The sequence below is a fragment of the Longimicrobiaceae bacterium genome, from assembly GCA_035696245.1.
GTDB lineage: Bacteria > Gemmatimonadota > Gemmatimonadetes > Longimicrobiales > Longimicrobiaceae > DASRQW01.
This window is the reverse complement of the sequence record DASRQW010000028.1, coordinates 1-16,035: the sequence shown is the minus strand read 5'-3', so window position 1 is coordinate 16,035 and position 16,035 is coordinate 1. Positions and strand designations below refer to the sequence as shown.

Here is a 16,035-nt window from a genome sequence, read left to right as displayed (position 1 = left end):
TACTCGCACACCATCGCGCTGGTCACGCTGGGCGTGGTGCCGCTGTACGGCGCGCTGTACTGGGCCACCAACCGCGTGAACCGCCGCGCCCAGCGCGCGCTGATGGAAAGCTCCGCCGACCTGGAGTCGCAGCTGGTGGAGTCGCTGACGGCGGTGTCCACCATCAAGCGCTTCGGGCTGGAGTGGCACTCCAACCTGCGGACGGAGACGCGGTTCGTGCGCGTGCTGCGGCGCGTCTACGCCTCCTCGTCGGCCGCGGTGGTCTCGGGGAGCGCGGCGGAGGGCGTGTCGCGGCTCTTCACCATCCTGCTGCTGTGGGTGGGCGCCGGGCTGGTGGTGGACCGCGCCCTCACCCCCGGCGAGCTGATGTCGTGCTACGCGCTGATGGGCTACCTCACCGGCCCCGTGGCGCGGCTGATCGGGATGAACCGCACCATCCAGGACGCGCTGATCGCCGCCGACCGCCTCTTCGAGATCATGGACCTGGAGCGCGAGGAGGACGAGGCGGACAAGGTCGTGCTGGAGCCGGAGATGGTGGGCGACATCCGCTTCCGCGGCGTCTCGTTCCGCTACGGGACCCGCACGCAGGTGTTCCGCAGCCTGGACCTGGAGATCCCGCACGGGCGCATGACGGCGGTGGTGGGCGAGAGCGGCTCGGGCAAGAGCACGCTCATGTCGCTGCTGCAGAACATCTACCCGCTCGACGGGGGACAGATCACGCTGGGCGGGTTCGACATCAAGCACGTGAGCAACGAGAGCCTGCGCCGCCTGGTGGGCGTGGTGCCGCAGCAGATCGACCTGTTCGCCGGCAGCGTGATCGAGAACGTGGCCGTGGGCGACTTCGAGCCCGACATGAGGCACATCCTGGCGCTCTGCGCCCGCCTGGGCATCGGCGACTTCGTGGAGAAGCTGCCCGGCGGCTACCACACGCTGCTGGGCGAGAACGGCGCCGGCCTGTCCGGCGGCCAGCGCCAGCGCATCGCCATCGCCCGCGCGCTCTACCGCCAGCCCGAGATCCTGATCCTCGACGAGGCCACCTCGTCGCTCGACTCGGTGTCCGAGCAGTTCGTGCAGCAGGGCATCGCAGACTTCAAGGCCGCGGGCAAGACGGTGATCGTCATCGCCCACCGCCTCAGCACGGTGCTGGCGGCCGACAAGATCGTGGTGCTCGACGGCGGCGAGGTGGCGGAGGAGGGCGGCCACGTGGAGCTGCTGCGCCGCCGCGGCGCCTACTATCGCCTGTGGGAGCACCAGTTCCCCTTCCTCGCCCAGATGCGCAGCCAGTCCCCCGCCGCGAATCCCCCCGCCCCATCGCCCGCCACAGCAGCCGTGGCCTGACCCGTTCCGTCCGGCCCCGCCACGATCCCGCCCGGCATCCCCCTCCGCCCGCACCAGCCAGGCTCCCTCCCCCAGGCAATTTGGGGGAGGGCTGGGGAGGGGGCCCGCCCGCCCTCGCATCGATCCAGCCGAAGTACGACAGGGCCCGCCGTGTGCCGCCATCGCGCACGTGCGGGCCCCGTCTTGCTATGAGCCTGGCTCATCGAAAGATTCCACGCCGGTCCGCACCGGACCCCTCGCACGCGGCCGCCGCGGCGGGCGCTCACACACCGGGAGAGACCAGATGAACCGCATGGGGCGCAGGGTCGCCATCGTGGAGGGCTGCCGGACGCCGTTCGCGCGCTCGGGAACGGTGTTCAGCAACGTCTCGGCCGTGGAGCTGGGCAAGATCGCCGTGCGCGAGCTCATCTCGCGCAGCGAGCTGGACGTGGACCAGATCGACCACGTCATCTACGGCACCGTCGTGCAGTCGGTGCAGGAGCCCAACATCGCCCGCGAGGTCACGCTGGGCTCGGGCATCCCCGCGACCGTGCCGGCGTTCACGGTGGGCCGCGCCTGCGCATCTTCCAACCAGGCCATCACCTCGGGCGCCGAGCAGATCGCGCTGGGGCTGGCCGACGTGGTGATCGCGGGCGGCGCCGAGTCGCTCACCGACGTGCCCATCCTGTTCAGCCCGGAGATGCGCAACATCCTGGTGCGCGCCAGCAAGGCCCGCACGCTGGGCGACCGCATCAAGGCCTTCTCGCAGATCCGCCCCGCCTTCCTGGCCCCCGTCACCCCCGCCATCGCGGAGCCCACGACGGGGCTCACCATGGGCGAGAGCGCCGAGAAGATGGCGAAGGAGAACGGCATCACGCGCGAGGAGCAGGACCGCTGGGCTCTTCGCTCGCACACCCTCGCCGCGGCGGCCACTGCGGACGGGCGGCTCACGGCCGAGATCGCGCCGGCGTTCATCCCGCCCAAGTACGAGCAGGTGGTGACCAGCGACAACGGCATCCGGGCGGACAGCTCGCTGGAGAAGCTGGCCTCGCTGAAGCCCGTGTTCGACCGTAAGTACGGCAGCGTGACGGCCGGCAACTCGTCGCCGCTCACCGACGGCGGCAGCGCCGTGCTGCTGATGAGCGAGGAGAAAGCCAAGGCGCTGGGCTACACGCCGCTCGGCTACATCCGCTCGTACGCGTACGCCGCTCTGGACCCGGCCGACCAGCTGCTTCAGGGCCCGGTCTTCGCCGCTCCGGTCGCGTTCGAGCGCGCAGGGCTGACCATGAAGGACATCGACCTGCTGGAGATCCACGAGGCGTTCGCCGCGCAGGTGCTCTCCAACCTCCAGTGGTTCGACTCGGACAAGATTGCGCAGGAGCGCCTGGGCCGTGCCAAGGCCATCGGCATCCCGGACGAGGACAAGATCAACGTGATGGGCGGCTCGCTCGCCATCGGCCACCCCTTCGGCGCAACCGGCGGCCGCATTACGGTCACGCTCCTCAACGAGCTGAAGCGCCGCGGCAAGCAGTTCGGCATGATCAGCGTCTGCGCCGCCGGCGCCCTCGGCTTCGTCATGATCGTCGAGGTCGAGTAGCTTCGGGAGATGAACACCGGGCGACAGACATGCGTCCCGTCGTCTGTAGATGTACGGAGCCAGGTGAGCGCCGGACGGTAGATGAACGTCGGACGGTCGATGGACGACGATGGACGGGGCGAGACGACACCAGTCGTCCCGCCCCGCTGCTTATTCGCGGATGCGCTCCGCGCACCCATCACTCCCAACCTGCGAAATACCAACGACTTGTAGGGGTGCGATTCATCGCATCCGATCCCTCACCGTCGCGGAGGCACGTCGTCCCGCTTCCGCTGTCCGGTGGCGCCGATGCGGACGCGCTTCGCTGCCGAACCGCGCACGCCTACACCGCCCCGCGCTCGACTTTCTCCCGCAGGTCGTACCACCATCCCGGCAGCAGCCCCCGCGCCGTCAGCATGCGGCGAAGCCCCTCCAGCGCGTCCAGCTTGCGTGCCCGCTCCTCCCCCGGCGCGCCGATGCCGCCCAGGAACCGGGCCGTCGCCTCGAACGATGCGAACACATCCTCGCCGGACGTGTCGCCGGCGGCGAATGAGTCGTGGCGCAGCCCGGTGGCAGCCGTCGCATCCTCACCGCCCGTGCGCAGCCACTCCGCCGTCGTCCCTCCGAACTCCGCGATGCGTTCCATCTGGTACGGATGCGGGATGGCGCCGCCCGTCTCCCACCGTGCGATGGAGCCGGAGTGCACGCCCAAGCGCTCCGCCAACTCGGGCCGGGTCCATCCCAGTTTCTCGCGCACCTCGCGCAGCCGCCGTCCCACCGCCCGCCGCGCGTCCGTCATCGCCGCCCCGCCGGGCGTATCCGTGCTCGTCGCATCTCCACGTTCGCCTCAGGTGTGATTGAACTCGCATCATACGTCACAAGTGTGAACGTAGGCGATTCTCCCAAGTCCGCGCAAGAGATTCCGCCGCAAGCCTCTCATCTCCCGAACTGAAGCTGCTCCGCGCGCTTCGCCGCTGCACGACTTTGACGCGGCGATGCGGGATCGGGCCGGCTCACGTCCCGCAGGCGCGGAACAGGGCGATGCGCAGGCGCGCGCGGTCCGCGATGCGCTCGGAAGGCCAGCCCTCCGCGAAGTCCGTGACCGCGCGGGCGACCTCGCTCTCGAACCTGTTCGCATCTTCCGATATCCAGCGCATCCACCAGCCGGGGACCAGGTCCGCGAGCGCGAACAGGTCGGCCACGCGCTCCTGGAGCGACGTGTAGCCGTCGTCGGCCAGGTACAGCGGCTCGTCCACGTCGCCGGCCAGCACGTGGGCCAACTCGTGGCGCAGGGCGAACACACGCTCCGTACGGTCCGCGGCGCTGTTCACGAACACCGGGTAGAGCCCCGCATACCGCGGAAGCGCCATGGCGCCCAGGCTGGACCGGAAGGGGAAGACCTCCACGTGGCACCCGCTGTTTCGCATCAGCCCGGCGAGCTGGTCGGTGCGCAGCGGCGATGTGGAACCGGCGTACCCGGCGTCCACACGCCTCGCCTCCTCCACCAGCCGCATCGCTTCCCCCATCACCGTGCTGTCATCGTCCGGTCCCATAGCAACCCTCCCCGAAGAAGGCTTCCCCCGCGTATCGACCGATAGCCGGGCCCCCACAAACAGCACAGAATGGCAGATTGCACCGGCTGCTGTAATTGTTATATTCGTCGCAGAAGCCGTTCGGCTGTGGCGAATCGAGAAGGGCAGCAACTTTGATGGATCTGCATCCCAGTTCAACAAAGAAGGCGCTGTGACGATGAATTCATCGCGTGTGACTGTACCCATCTCCGTCTCGGCTCCGACTTCCGCTAACAACGTTTGCAACGAATCTGGAGATGGCAGTCCGCCAAGCACGGGCGATCCCCCGACGATACGAGGAAAACTGCTCCGCCTGGAAGTTTCTTGCCCCCGCTGCGGCTCGCGGCCGGCTATGCGCGTGAGCCAGGAGCTCGCGTCCGCCCTCCGCGGTGAGCCGGACGCCATGCGAATCGCCACGTACCAGTGCCAGCGCCGCGGCTGCGGCACCATCTACGACCTCCCCGTCCGCGCCATCCAGCGCGGAAGCTAATCACCGTGGAGCACCGTAGAAACGCCGAAAGATAACTGCGTCGCGATCCGGTCTCCAGCCTCGAAAATCATCCAGCTACGGGTTGAGGAACGGCGGGCTGGAGATGCGATGGGAAGCACGCGACGCCGGACAGGACGGAAGCCGACGAGAATTCTTGACACGCCATGAAACGCGGCTTACCTTGGCGCTCCAACCGATTCTTACCCTGCTGGACCCGCCGCTCGGCCGCCCCATAGGCGCCGGCGTGCATCCCAAGCTTCAGCCGCGGCCGTCCAGCTCGACCACGAATCCCCCGTACGCACAGACCCAGGCGCACCCGCCCCGCCCTCGCGGCACCGGCACGTTCGCGCATAGGCCCGGCACGCGAGACTGACGTTCGCGGCCAGCCATCTCCAAGCACACGAAGCAGTTGAGGGAAATGCCCTACGTGGGGGGCAGATTTTCGAAACCCACGCGCAACCCGCCGCGGGAGCACGCGAGCCCGCGACAGCATCCATCACAGGGAGTTCAGTATGCGTACGACCGGCACCGTGAAGTGGTTCAACGACGCCAAGGGCTTCGGCTTCATCACGCCCGAGGACGGCCAGAAGGACTGCTTCGTCCACTACTCCGGCATCGCCGGCAGCGGCTTCAAGTCGCTCGCCGAGGGTGACCGCGTGGAGTTCGACCTCGTCCAGGGCGAGAAGGGCCCCGCCGCCGAGAACGTCTCGCGCGTCGCCTGAGCTCCGCCTCACGGAGCCGAAAACGGAGCGCCGTCCCCCCGGACGGCGCTCCGTTTTTTCATGCCGGCAACCGCCGGGCCTATGGCTCTCGTCTTGGCCCCCCGTTCAGAATTTCCCGACCATGCCGATCTCGGTCTTCAGGTCGTAGCCCAGCTCGCGCTTCACGGTGGTCTGCGCCAGCTCGATCAGCGCGCGCACGTCGGCCGAGGTGGCGCCGCCGAGGTTGACGATGATGTTCGCGTGCTTGTGAAAGAACTGCGCGTTGCCCAGCACGTGCCCCTTCAGCCCGCACTGGTCCACCAGGCGGCCGGCGCCCACGCCCTCGAGCTTCTGGAAGATGGAGCCGGCGCTGGGGTACAGCCACAGGTCCGGGTGCCGGTCGTCGCGCCACTGCAGGTTCTCGCGGATCACCTCGCGCAGCTCCTCGCGCGGCTGGGGGACGAGGCGGAAGGTGACGTCCAGCACCACGTCCGGCCGGTCGTGCAGCGTGCTGTAGTCGTACCCGAAGTCGAAGTAGTCGCGGTCCACCGTCCGCACCTCGCCCTCGGCGGTGAGGATGGTGGCAGACTCCACGACCTCCTCGATGAAGACGGTTCGCTCGCGCTCCGGCGGCGGCGACAGGAAGTGCAGGTTCTGCCAGATGGCGCCGCCCACCGTGCTGGGGATCCCCACGAAGTGGTGCAGCCCGCCCAGCCCGCGCGCCACGGTGGCCTGGATGAGCTCGTGGTAGATGCGGGCGCCGCTGCCGGCCCGCACGCGCGAACCGTCCAGGAACTCGATGCCCTCCACCTCGTTCTTGATCACCAGGCCCCGCACGCCCTTGTCGCTCACCAGGATGTTGGCGCCCATCCCAAGCAGGAAGAACGGCACCTCCAGCTCGCGCGCGGCCAGAATCGCCTGCGCCAGCTCGTCGGGCGTGCGGGCGCGGTACAGCACGTCGGCCGGGCCGCCGATCTTGAAGGTGGTGTAAGGGGCCAGCGGCACGCCGTGCTCCATGCGCCGCGGGTCCAGGCGCGCGGCCAGCTCGCGCAGGGGGGTTTCCATCGTCTTGGGCATGCACCGCTCTCGGGGCCGGGAAGGGGCGTGGGGTCGCCCCAGGATACGCGTCCGCCCCGCGTGCGCAAGGGCGGTGCCGCCTGCCGTGTCCGCCCCGACGGCCAATCGGCGGCTTCGACAGCTGCGGATCGTCGTCGTAACGCGCGGCCCGGTTGCATCGTCCACCGTCCAAGCGGGCGGGCGAGACGGGAGATGAGCAGCATCTCACGATGCCGTGCGGAGATGCGTGGGTGGGCAGCACTCACCGGCCGCTCGCGGCCGCGGGATTGCGGGATGACGGAACCGTTCTTGCGCGCTATCCATCCCGCAGATGGAGATGATTCCGCCGACGACCGGGTGTGGGTGCCGCGCGCGCCTGCCTTGCCGCCGCCGCCAAACCCCCCGCACCCGCCACGGACATGCGAGCACTGAAACGCGGCATCCTCGTCCTTCCCGTCGTCGCCCTGCTCGCCGGCGCGTGCAGCAGCGACTCCACCGGCAGCACCAGCAACGAGTCGGGCTCGCTGGACTTCAGCTATGCCGGCGACGTGACCGGCACCTACTCGGTGAGCGGCGTCGCCAGGCTGGTGGGCGGCGTGCCCTCCGGCCAGTTCGCGGCGGCGCTGACCCAGGCGGCGAGCGGCGGCGGCACGTTCATCTCCATCGGCGCGTTCCGGCCGGGAGGGGTGCCGCGGACCGACGCGGTGTTCATCGACCTGCCGGCGACGACCGGCCCCACCACCGTGACCGTCTGCGCCACGGCGGCGACGTGCGCCGGCGTGGAGATGCTGTTCGGCCTGAACACCACGCTGAACACGGTGGATACGGACTACGTGCTGACCTCCGGCACGGTCGTCGTCTCCACCGTCTCGTCCACCCGCGTGACCGGCACGTTCAGCGGCACGGGCGTGCGGGTGGACACGAACGGCCAGGCGGTGGCGGGAAGCACGTTCACCATCACGAACGGCCACTTCGACACCCCGGTGCGCAACGACCTGGGCCTCTGACGGCTCGGTTCGATGGAGTAGAAGAACGGCCCGCCGCGTTCCCCGCAGCGGGCCGTCGCTGCATCCGCCCGCGACGCGGCCGTTGCAGCCGCTGCGCATCCGCCGGATATTGCGGAGGGTCGGCGATCCCGTGTCCGCCCCGGCGCTCCACGGGGGCATGCCGGAGATGCGCCGCGCCCGAGCGGTACACCCGCCGCGCATCTTCAGAAGCAAGCGAAAAGCAGATGCCACCGCACCTGGCTGTCACACGTGCCCCCGCGCGCCGCGCAGCAGACGCCGCCGCGAGGCTCGCGTGAGCGCGGCCGTTGCGGGCGCGGGGACGCTGCTGGATGCGTGGATGCCCGCGTGGGACGAGGTGGAGCGGCACTCGACGGTGATTCGCGCACCGGCGGAGCGGGTGTACGCCGCGGCGCGGAGGCTGGACGTGGGCCGCTCGCCGGTGATCCGCAGTCTGCTCGCGTTGCGCTCGCTTCCTAGTCGGCTGTCCCGGCGGCGGGCAGCCGGACGTGGCGAGGCGCGCGGAAGCGGGATGAGCCTCGACAGACTGGTTGCGAGCGGGTTCGTGGTGCTGGATGAGCGTCCCGGCGAGGAGCTGCTTCTAGGTCTCGTCGGCCGGTTCTGGACTGCGGACGGGGGATGTGTTCGCGTCAGTCCGGACGAGTTCCGGGCGTTCGACCGGCCGGGCTACGCGCGCGCCGCCTGGAACTTCTCGCTCGCGCCGGAGCCGGGCGGCGTCCGCCTGGCGACGGAGACGCGCGTGCTGTGCACGGACGATGAGGCCCGGCGCAGCTTCCGGCGCTACTGGCGGTTCATCGGCCCGTTCAGCGGCCTCATCCGCCGGGAGATGCTGCGCGCGCTGCGAATCGCCGCGGAGAGCGAGGACGGCGGATGACGCGACCGGCCCTGCATCATCATCGCGCGTGGATCGAAGGGTATCCACCGGCCCGTAGATAGCCCGCCACCGCATCCGCGGCGGATTTCAGCTCGCCATCTCCCGATCCCCAGGTGCTGTGCGGCATCATCCGCGGCGCATCGCCCTTCTCACATCTCCCGAACGACATGGACGAGCAACGGGGCGCGCTGGAGCAGGCGGTGCGCGACGCGGAGGCGGAGCACGGGCCCAACTCGCGGCAGACCCTGGACGCGGTCCGCGCGCTCAACGCGCACCTGCACGTGGGCGGCGATTGGGAGGGCGTGCTGGCGTGCGCGCAGCGGGAGCACGACATCTGCGCGGCGACGCTGGGGCCGGAGCACCGGCACACGCTGCTGCAGATCAACAACGTGGGCTCGCTGCTCAAGCACGTGGGCCGGCGCGACGAGGCGCTGGCGACCTTCCGGCGCGCGGCGGAGCTGGGGCTGCGCATCTTCGGGCCGGAGCACGCGTTCGTGGCGACCATCCTGAACAACCTGGGCACCACGCTCCAGGAGATGGGCGACCTGCCCGGCGCGCGCGACCAGTACGCCCGCGCCCTGGAGGTGGACACCGCCGCGTACGGCACCACACACCCCAGCCTGGGCCGCGACCTCTACCGGCTGGGAAGCGTCCTCGCGGAGCTTGGTGAACGCGACGATGCCGCCGGCTACCTGCGCCGCGCCCTCGCAGTCTTCACCGAAACCGGCGGCGCCGACCACCCGCACACCCGCATGGCCGCCGACGCCCTCGCCCGCCTCGGCGAGCCGACGCAAACGATACAGGGAGCGATGGACGCGTAGCGGCGGTTTCTGCATCGACCGGCCATCGGATGCGCATCGTCAGATGCTGGGATGGATCGCTCGGATGCGGTGGAGCGGATCGCGACAGATGGAGTGCGAATCGGGACACGCGCGCGAAAGAAGAAGGGTCCAGGCTTCGAATCGAGCCTGGACCCTTCTACATCTCAGGGACTGCCGATGTCGGACCCGCCGGTCAGGGGCGGGCGGTGCCCCAGGCGTTGTTGCCGCGGTTCTGGTCCGGCAGGGTGTTCTGCGGGTCGATCATCACGCCCGTGACCTGCGCGGGCGTCTGCACGCGGTACGTGTAGCGCGGCCCGCCGAACCATATCTCCACCGGCAGGTCCGCCGTGCGCGTCTGCCCGTTCGCCAGCGTGAGGAGAAGCCGCGTGGGCATCACCACGCGCGTGTTGCTCACCAGGTCCACCGACACGTTGTAGGCGCCCGCGTCGGTCCTGGTCTGCGTCACGTTGGCGACGGCCTGGTCCAGCACGTCGGTGCTGTACATCCACTCCCGCCAGAACCAGCTCAGGTCGCGGCCGGTCACGTTCTCCATGGTCCGGAAGAAGTCTGCCGGCGTGGGGTGCTTGAACGCCCAGCGGCGCACGTACTCGCGGAAGCCGGCGTCGAACGCCTCGGGGCCCACCACGTTGTCGCGCAGCAGGTTGAGCACCATGGCCGGCTTGCGGTACGCGGTCACGCCCAGCGCCGCGGGAGGCACGCGGTCGGCCGGGGTCATCAGCGGCACGTCGCCGCCCTGCGCCACCAGCGCCTCGTAGCGCCCGCGCAGGAAGCCGGGGCCGGCGTTGTTCTTGTCCGCGTCGCCATAGCGGGCGGCGTTGACGAACTGGTCGATGAAGGTGTTGAAGCCCTCGTCCATCCACGCGTACCGCCGCTCGTTGGACGACACGATCATGGGGAACCACTCGTGCCCGTGCTCGTGGGCAATGGTGCCGAACACGCTGCCCTCGGTGCCGCCCGCGTGCACCATCACGAACATCGGGTACTCCATGCCGCCCACGGGGCCCGCCACGCTGGTGGCCTGCGGCCAAGGATACTTGAACCAGCGCGTGGAGAAGTCGCGGATGGAGAAGCACGTCATGTCCGCCGCGGTGACCCACTGCACCGCCTCGGGCTGGTAGTACGAGTGGCACTGCACGCCGTCCACGTTCTCCGAATCCCACCGGAAGCGCGGCGAGCCCGCCCACGCGAAGTCGTGCACGTTGGTGGCGTGGAAGCGCCACGTCATCGTCCCGTTCGTGCGCGGACGGGTGGACGCGCCGCCCACCTCGTCGGCCGTGACGATGGCGACCTGCTGCGCACTGTGCGCCGCGCGGGCCAGGCGCTCGCGCTGCGCGGCGGTCAGCACCTCGGCGGGGTTCTGGAGCAGGCCCGTGGCGGCGACGATGTAGCCGGCGGGCACGGTCACGGCCACGTCGTAGTCGCCGTACTCGCGGTAGAACTCGCCCTGGCCCAGGTACGGATCGGTGTTCCAGCCGTGCACGTCGTCGAACACGGCCATGCGCGGGAACCACTGCGCGATCTGGTACAGGCTGCCCTGGCGGCCCATGCGGTCGGAGCCGTGCTCGGGCACCATGAACGACCACCCGAAGTCCAGCGCCACGGTGCCGCCGGGCGCCAGCGGCTGCGGCAGGTCCACGCGCATCATCGTCCCGTTCACGAACGGGGTGACGGTGGCGCCGCCCGCGCGGGCGTAGCTCAGGTTCAGCCCGCCCGGAAAATCACGGGCGCCCCAGCGCGCGTCGCCGGAGTTGAGGTACGAGCCCGCGCTGCCGGGGCGGTAGATGTTCTGGTCCACCTGCAGCCACACGAAGCGCAGCGTGGACGGCGAGCTGTTGTGGTAGCGGATGGTCTCGGTGCCCGTCACCGTCTTGGCCGTGGTGTCGAGCGTGGCGGCGATGGTGTAGTCCGCGCGCTGCTGCCAGTAGCGCGGCCCGGGCTCGCCGGCGGCCGTGCGGTAGTCGTTGGGCGCGGGCAGCTCCAGCGGCCGGAACGCCGACGTGTCGGCGGGTGCGCCCATCATCTGCGCGTGCACCGGCGCGGCGAGCGCCAGGGCGGCGGCCAGTGCGGCGAACGTTCTCCTGCTCGTCATCGGAATCGTGTGGTGTGGGATGGGGATGCACGGCCGCACATCTCCCCGCATGGGGAGAGCTGCCGGCGCGTCTGCGTGGAAGACCGGATGGCCCCGCAAAAGGTTGGCCGCGGACTGCTTTTCGCGTCGGCCCCCGGCGTTGTCGTTCCATGTTCTCGACCTCGACGGAGGGTCGATGGGAAAACCGTTCGAAGAGCTACGTGAACGGATGAGCCCGGAAAGCCGGGCGAGGTCCGAGGAGCGCACGAGCGAACTGCTCGCCGAGATCGGACAGCATGGCTTCGGCGGGATGGAGCCTCAGCGAGCCGAGGTTTCTCCAACGGCCTTCGACTCGCGCGAACGAAATCCTTCGGCGGCATCTACCGGCACGGGAGATTCGTCGCGGCCGAGATGACGCTTGGCGGGTAAACCCGCGGGCTAAAACCGCACGAAGTCCGCCTGCGCGGGCTTCTCCGGAAGCTCCCGCTCGTCTCGGGTGCTTTCAACTGGCGGAGAGAGGCGAGCGCACATCATAGGGGATCACATCAGCGGTACTGCGATGGACGGAGGGCCAGCGCGTCGCGCACGGAACTCCGTCCATCGGCCTTCACCCATCTCCCGAAACCCGTTACCGCGTCTCGATGTTGGGGGCGACTTCCACGTGCACCTTCTGGGTCTCGTGGACCTTGCCGTAGGTGAGCGTGACGGTGTAGTCGCCCGCGGGGACGTACTTGCGGCCCTCGCCGCCGTACTCGGTGAGCACCTCGGCGCTGGGCTTCAGGTCCCACGTCACACGGTTCAGGCCCGGCGTGCCCGGCGCGGTGATGTTGGCGATGGCCGCCCCGCTCGCGTCGGTCACGGCGAGGGTCACCTCGTCGCCCGTGTAGCGGCGCACGTAGTAGCTGATGAGCGCCCCGGCGGGCGGGTTCGCGCCGCGGAAGTTGGCGCTGCCGCTACTCTCCACCCACCCGGCCAGCGGCTCGCGGATGGTCACCGCGCGGATGGGGAAGAGGTGCGCGTCCATGGCGCGCACGGCGGGCGTCAGCTCCTGGATGGGCCGCACGTCGTCGATCACGTACAGGCTGCGGCCGTGCGTGGCGGCGATCAGGTCCAGGTCGCGCGGGTGGATGAGGATGTCGTCCACCGCCACGGTGGGCAGCCCGCCGATCTTCGCCCACGTGCGCCCGCCGTCGGAGCTGGCGAAGAGGCCGAACTCGGTGCCGGCGTAGAGCAGGTTGGGATTCTTCAAGTCTTCGCGGATCACCTTCACCGGCCCGTTGCGCGGCAGGTCGCCGGCGATGCTGCGCCAGGTGCGCCCGCCGTCGTCCGTGCGGTACGCCAGCGGGGCGAAGCTGCCGCTGCGGTGCGCATCTACCGCGAGATAGGCCACGCGCGCGTCGCGGTGGCCGGGCTCCACGCGGCTCACCCACTCGCCGCGCGCGGGGGCGGGCACGTTGCGCGACACGTCGGTCCAGTGCGCGCCGTCGTCCTCGGTCGTCCACAGCTTCCCATCATCCGTCCCCGCCCACAGAACGCCCGCCTTCACCGGCGACTCGGCCAGGGCGTAGACCACGCCGTACGCCTCGGCGCCGCTGCCGGTGGTGGTCGTCTTCGCCGGGTCGTTCATCGACAGGTCCGGCGAGATGGCGCGCCACGTCTCGCCGCGGTCGGTGAAGCGGAAGACGCGGTTGCCCGCCACGTAGAAGGCGTGCGGGTCGTGCGCACTGGGGATCATGGGCGCGTCCCATTGGAACCGGAACGCGGGCTGGCCCTCCGCCGGCTCCGGGTGGAACTCCTTGTACGCGCCGGTGCGCAGGTCCAGCCGCGCCAGGTACGCCTGCTGCGACTCCGCGAAGACGAGGTCGGGGTCCGTCTGGTCGAAGAAGCAGTAGAAGCCGTCGCCGCCCTGCACCGCCGTCCAGTCCGCGTTGGTAATGCCCTCCTTGCTGTTCGTCCGGCTCGGCCCCACCCAGTTCTGGTTGTCCTGCAGGCCGCCGCAGATGCGGTACGGCGTGCGCATGTCCACGTTGATGCGGTAGAACTCGCCCGCGGCCATGCGGCTCATGTGCTGCCAGCCGGAGCCGCCGTCGTAGCTCTGGTACGCGCCGCCGTCGGTGCCCAGGAGGAGCCGCTTGGTGTCGCGCGGGTCGATGGCCAGGTCGTGCAGGTCCGAGTGCACGTTCTTGAAGCGGTCCTCGCGGAATGTCCGCCCGCCGTCGGTGGAGACGTGCAGCGCGAAGCCCAGCACGTAGACCTTGTTGGACGAGTCCGGGTCCACGCGGATCTGCGAGAAGTAGAAGGGCCGCGGGTCCAGCGGGCTCTGCCGCGTCCACGTCTCGCCCGCGTCGGTGCTACGGAACACGCCGCCGCGCTTGCTGCGCACGTCGTCTATGCTGCTGGTGCCGCCCGCGTCGCTCTGCACCACCGCGTACACGATGTGCGGGTCGCGCCGGAACACCGCCAGGCCGATGCGGCCCGTGCCCGGCGGCAGGCCGTTGCTCAGCTTCTTCCAGGTCGCGCCGCCGTCGGTGCTCTTGAAGATGCCGCCCGCGTCGCGCCCGTCGGTGTAGTCCGGCCCCGCCTGGAACGACCACGGCGTGCGGCGCCGCGCGTACAGCGCCGCGTAGACGGTGTTGGGATTGGACGGATCGACGGCGATGTCGCCGCAGCCCACACGCTCGGCGTACGGCGCCGGGGCGGAGAGGATGCGGCGCCACGTCGCGCCCGCGTCGGTCGTCTTGTAGCAGCCGCGCTCCGCCGTGGGCACCCACAGGTCGCCCATCGCCGCCACGTACGCCGTGCGCGGGTCCGCGGGGTGCACCGCGATTCGGGCGATGGTGCGGCTGTCGTGCAGCCCCACGTTCGTCCACGTCCCGCCCGCGTCGGTGGACCGGTACACGCCGTCGCCCCATGCGGACGAGTTGCGGTCGTTCGCCTCGCCCGTGCCCACCCACACCACTTGCGGGTCGCTCGGCGCCACCGCGACGGCGCCCACCGCCGCCACGCGCTCGTGCTCGAACACCGCCTGGAAGGTGCCGCCGTTGTCGCTGGTCTTCATCACCCCGCCCGTGCCCAGGCCCACGTAGAACGTGAACGGGTTGCGCGGGTCGATGGCGATGGACGACACGCGCCCGCCCATGATCGCCGGGCCAATGCTGCGCGCCTTGAGCGCGGGCGCCAGAAGCGTGCTGTCGAACGGCGTGGCCATCGCGGACTGGTTGGCCTGCGCGGCGGTGGGGCGGGCGTTCGCCGGCCGTTCCGGCTCCTGCGCGTGCAGGGCGGGCGCGGCGGCCAGCGCGAGCAAAGCCGCGGTGAACCGTGAAGTCATGTACGGCTCCGAGTGTGGTTGGGGAGCTACGGCGGAGATGCGGAGGATTCAGCTCCTACAATACGGATGCGTACCGCGCCGGGCAACGCGCACCGGCGGCTTCTGCGTGGTGGATGCGTCTCGTTTCCGAAGCGTTGGACCGCTCCGGAGCCGGCCGGGCGATACTGCCTGCCCGCCCGTCTCCTCCGCGGGGTCGGGGAGCCTCCTCCTCCGGCCAACGATACACCTGTCGGCCTACGTCCGGGGTCTCCCCGCCCCGGCGTGAGCCTCGCGTGCACCCGCGCGCGCGTATGCACCCCGCCACGCGAGTCTCCCGCCGCACACCCTTTCACGGATACGACGAACGACGAGATGGCCAAGCCCGGCTCGCGCCTTACCTCGTGTGGCGCGGACCGGCGTTTCCGTCCCGCCTCTCCGACGCGCACCCACCGCATCGCTCTGCCACCAACTTCGTCCGCAGGACGACCGCAGTCCCAGCCGGTGGTTTCATACCACCGGCGAAGCTTCGGATGCGTGACGTTCTCCCTACGCGCATCTCTCCCATCCTCACCCACCCACATCGTAACCATCGACAATCCCGCACTCAACGCGATTACATACGACCGCGGCGGACACATCAACCCGTCTCCCGCTTGCCCGCGCGTCGTAGCGATGATATCCATCCGGCTCGAGAAACCGGAAGCGAACGGAGATGATGTGAGCGAGATGAAGCGGGTGTGCGTGTTCTGCGGGTCCAGCCGTGGCGTGCGGCCGGAGTACGAGGCGGCGGCGCGGGAGCTCGGCCGCGAGCTGGTGGCGCGGGGGATGGGGCTGGTGTACGGCGGCGCCCGCGTGGGCCTCATGGGCGCCGTGGCCGACGCGGTGCTCGCCGCCGGCGGCGAGGCCATCGGCGTGATCCCGCGGGCATTGCAGGAGAAGGAGGTCGGGCACACCGGCCTCACCGCGCTGCACGTGGTGGGCAGCATGCACGAGCGCAAAGCGATGATGGCGGACCTGGCGGGCGGCTTCGTGGCGCTCCCCGGCGGCTTCGGCACCTTCGAGGAGTTCTTCGAGGTGCTCACGTGGTCGCAGCTCGGCTTCCACCCCAAGCCCTGCGGCCTGCTGAACGTCGCGAACTACTACGCGCCCCTCCTCGCCCTGGCCGACCACGGCGTCGCCGAAGGCTTCATCCGCCCCGAGCACCGCGA

Annotated in this window: 13 protein-coding genes; 8 read left to right on the top strand and 5 right to left on the bottom strand. The window is 70.1% G+C overall.

The window, feature by feature from the left end; genetic code table 11:
• Together VFE05_01095 and fadI are read left to right on the top strand one after the other, a co-directional pair.
• Positions 1 to 1,338: peptidase domain-containing ABC transporter (locus tag VFE05_01095; protein HET6228639.1), on the top strand; the 1,338-nt coding region annotated here is incomplete at its 5' end.
• A 283-nt stretch (positions 1,339 to 1,621) separates the two neighbouring features.
• Complete coding sequence (gene fadI, locus VFE05_01090) at positions 1,622 to 2,914, top strand: acetyl-CoA C-acyltransferase FadI (protein HET6228638.1); 1,293 nt, start codon at positions 1,622 to 1,624, stop codon at positions 2,912 to 2,914.
• A gap of 322 nt (positions 2,915 to 3,236) precedes the next feature.
• Here fadI and VFE05_01085 read toward each other — a convergent pair whose 3' ends face one another.
• Together VFE05_01085 and VFE05_01080 are read right to left on the bottom strand one after the other, a co-directional pair.
• Positions 3,237 to 3,692, bottom strand: coding sequence for a helix-turn-helix transcriptional regulator (locus VFE05_01085; GenBank protein HET6228637.1), 456 nt, complete (start codon positions 3,690 to 3,692; stop codon positions 3,237 to 3,239).
• A gap of 214 nt (positions 3,693 to 3,906) precedes the next feature.
• Positions 3,907 to 4,446, bottom strand: a complete 540-nt coding sequence (locus VFE05_01080) for an ImmA/IrrE family metallo-endopeptidase (GenBank protein HET6228636.1) — start codon at positions 4,444 to 4,446, stop codon at positions 3,907 to 3,909.
• A 376-nt stretch (positions 4,447 to 4,822) separates the two neighbouring features.
• Between VFE05_01080 and VFE05_01075 the strand changes: the two genes are divergently transcribed.
• Positions 4,823 to 4,954 (top strand): hypothetical protein, encoded by a 132-nt coding sequence (locus VFE05_01075; GenBank protein HET6228635.1) that lies wholly within the window; start codon positions 4,823 to 4,825, stop codon positions 4,952 to 4,954.
• Between the two features lie 512 nt (positions 4,955 to 5,466).
• Complete coding sequence (locus VFE05_01070; protein HET6228634.1) at positions 5,467 to 5,676, top strand: cold-shock protein; 210 nt, start codon at positions 5,467 to 5,469, stop codon at positions 5,674 to 5,676.
• Between the two features lie 105 nt (positions 5,677 to 5,781).
• Here the strand turns inward: VFE05_01070 and murB are convergent, their stop codons facing one another.
• Positions 5,782 to 6,732 (bottom strand): UDP-N-acetylmuramate dehydrogenase, encoded by a 951-nt coding sequence (gene murB, locus VFE05_01065; protein ID HET6228633.1) that lies wholly within the window; start codon positions 6,730 to 6,732, stop codon positions 5,782 to 5,784.
• 398 nt (positions 6,733 to 7,130) lie between these two features.
• On the opposite strand from murB, the gene VFE05_01060 reads away from it, so the two are divergent.
• The 3 genes from VFE05_01060 to VFE05_01050 all read left to right on the top strand — a co-directional run bounded on the left by VFE05_01060 (position 7,131) and on the right by VFE05_01050 (position 9,431).
• On the top strand, positions 7,131 to 7,718 hold the full coding sequence (locus VFE05_01060; protein ID HET6228632.1) for a hypothetical protein: 588 nt from the start codon (positions 7,131 to 7,133) through the stop codon (positions 7,716 to 7,718).
• Between the two features lie 292 nt (positions 7,719 to 8,010).
• On the top strand, positions 8,011 to 8,610 hold the full coding sequence (locus VFE05_01055) for a hypothetical protein (GenBank protein HET6228631.1): 600 nt from the start codon (positions 8,011 to 8,013) through the stop codon (positions 8,608 to 8,610).
• A 167-nt stretch (positions 8,611 to 8,777) separates the two neighbouring features.
• Positions 8,778 to 9,431, top strand: coding sequence for a tetratricopeptide repeat protein (locus VFE05_01050; protein ID HET6228630.1), 654 nt, complete (start codon positions 8,778 to 8,780; stop codon positions 9,429 to 9,431).
• Between the two features lie 193 nt (positions 9,432 to 9,624).
• Here VFE05_01050 and VFE05_01045 read toward each other — a convergent pair whose 3' ends face one another.
• Both VFE05_01045 and VFE05_01040 read right to left on the bottom strand, forming a co-directional pair.
• Positions 9,625 to 11,541 carry a M1 family metallopeptidase gene (locus VFE05_01045; protein ID HET6228629.1) on the bottom strand — a complete coding sequence of 639 codons (1,917 nt, stop codon included), beginning with the start codon at positions 11,539 to 11,541 and terminating at the stop codon, positions 9,625 to 9,627.
• Between the two features lie 607 nt (positions 11,542 to 12,148).
• On the bottom strand, positions 12,149 to 14,848 hold the full coding sequence (locus VFE05_01040; GenBank protein ID HET6228628.1) for a hypothetical protein: 2,700 nt from the start codon (positions 14,846 to 14,848) through the stop codon (positions 12,149 to 12,151).
• A gap of 705 nt (positions 14,849 to 15,553) precedes the next feature.
• Between VFE05_01040 and VFE05_01035 the strand changes: the two genes are divergently transcribed.
• Positions 15,554 to 16,035, top strand: a 482-nt coding sequence (locus tag VFE05_01035) for a TIGR00730 family Rossman fold protein (GenBank protein HET6228627.1), incomplete at its 3' end; no start/stop codon positions are given.

Coding starts and splice junctions, on each gene's coding strand:
- fadI (HET6228638.1), top strand. CDS start 1,622: ATGAACCGCATGGGGCGCAGGGTCGCCATCGTGGAGGGCTGCCGGACG.
- VFE05_01085 (HET6228637.1), bottom strand. CDS start 3,692: ATGACGGACGCGCGGCGGGCGGTGGGACGGCGGCTGCGCGAGGTGCGC.
- VFE05_01080 (HET6228636.1), bottom strand. CDS start 4,446: ATGGGACCGGACGATGACAGCACGGTGATGGGGGAAGCGATGCGGCTG.
- VFE05_01070 (HET6228634.1), top strand. CDS start 5,467: ATGCGTACGACCGGCACCGTGAAGTGGTTCAACGACGCCAAGGGCTTC.
- murB (HET6228633.1), bottom strand. CDS start 6,732: ATGCCCAAGACGATGGAAACCCCCCTGCGCGAGCTGGCCGCGCGCCTG.
- VFE05_01060 (HET6228632.1), top strand. CDS start 7,131: ATGCGAGCACTGAAACGCGGCATCCTCGTCCTTCCCGTCGTCGCCCTG.
- VFE05_01050 (HET6228630.1), top strand. CDS start 8,778: ATGGACGAGCAACGGGGCGCGCTGGAGCAGGCGGTGCGCGACGCGGAG.
- VFE05_01045 (HET6228629.1), bottom strand. CDS start 11,541: ATGACGAGCAGGAGAACGTTCGCCGCACTGGCCGCCGCCCTGGCGCTC.
- VFE05_01040 (HET6228628.1), bottom strand. CDS start 14,848: ATGACTTCACGGTTCACCGCGGCTTTGCTCGCGCTGGCCGCCGCGCCC.